The organism is Bartonella sp. AA81SXKL (assembly GCF_042196945.1).
GTDB lineage: Bacteria > Pseudomonadota > Alphaproteobacteria > Rhizobiales > Rhizobiaceae > Bartonella.
On the sequence record NZ_JBHIRH010000085.1, the window covers coordinates 1 to 1,334 of the forward strand.

Annotated in this window: 1 protein-coding gene; it reads left to right on the forward strand. The window is 48.3% G+C overall.

What is annotated here, in order from left to right; translation table 11 throughout:
- Positions 1-61: 61 nt before the first annotated feature.
- Positions 62-1,334: hypothetical protein (locus ACFINZ_RS09645; RefSeq protein ID WP_375701406.1), on the forward strand; the 1,273-nt coding region annotated here is incomplete at its 3' end.

The following is a 1,334-nucleotide window of genomic DNA, read 5'->3' on the forward strand; positions in this document are numbered from 1 at the left end:
GCGGCGGGGCTCTCAGAAGAAACAGCGCGAGCTATTCGTGCGCAGGTGTTGGGGGTAAAACATGGCTGAACAGCCCTTTTCAAAAAGTCATGTCTTTGATCATCAGAGTGGTTTTGATATTTGGCGGAAAAGTACTTTTCCCAAAGAGAGTGATCCCTTAGCGGAAGGCGTTTTGATGGCGCATCAACGGGCATGGATTGAAGATAAGTCCCCATTAAAACTGGTTGAAAAGGGGCGGCGGACCGGCATTACTTTTGCAGAAGCTTTGGATGATACACTGATTGCAGCGGCGGCACGTGAAGCGAGGGGCGATAATGTTTTTTATATTGGTGACACCAAAGACAAGGGGCGGGAATTTATTGGCTATGTGAGCAATTTTGCTTCGGCAATTACGAGCCATAGTGGGGATGTTGAGGAATTTTTATTCTCTGATCAAAGGGCGGATGGTTCAACAAAATATATCTCTGCTTATCGGGTGCGTTTTGCTTCGGGGTTTCGGGTTGAGGCGCTTTCTAGCCGCCCTGAAAATATTCGCGGACTACAGGGCATTGTGGTGATTGACGAGGCGGCGTTTCATCAAGATGTGCGCGCTGTTTTGGATGCTGTCAATGCTTTGCTCATTTGGGGAGGAAAAATCCGTGTGATCTCCACCCATAATGGTGTGCTCAATCCTTTCAATGAATTGATCCGTGAGGCGCGAGCAGGTAAGGTTCCTTTTTCGGTGCATTGTTACCCCTTTGGTGTTGCTGTTAAAAATGGCTTGTTTAAACGGGTTTGTGCCATGAAGGGGGAGGTGTGGAGTTTAGCATCTGAGCAACAATGGGAAGAGCAAATTCGTGCGTCTTATGGGGTGCGTTTGGCTGCGATGCGCCAAGAATTAGATGCCATACCAGCCGATCAAGAAGGGGCTGCTTTAACACGCTTACAGATTGAAAATTGTTGTGCGCCAGATATTGCGGTGTTGCGTTTTGCTTGTGTGGATGATTTTAAAAATCAATCGGAACATCAACGAAGTGTTGCTGCTTTTGCTTGGTGTGAGAAACATATAAAACCTCTTCATATTGGGCTTGACCGGCGGCGCCAACATGTTTTTGGCGTTGATTTTGCGCGATCGGGCGATGCGACATCGATTGTGGTGATGGAGGTGGGACAAGATTTGGTGCGCCGTGTACGGTTTATGGTGGAATTGCGCAATACGCCGTTTGATCAACAAAGAGAGATTTTATTTTATGGGGTGAATGGTTTGCCGCGTTTGATGGGCGGCGCGTTAGATGCGCGGGGCAATGGGGCTTATTTAGCCGAAAAAGCGGCGCAGCGTTATGGGGCTTGTGTGA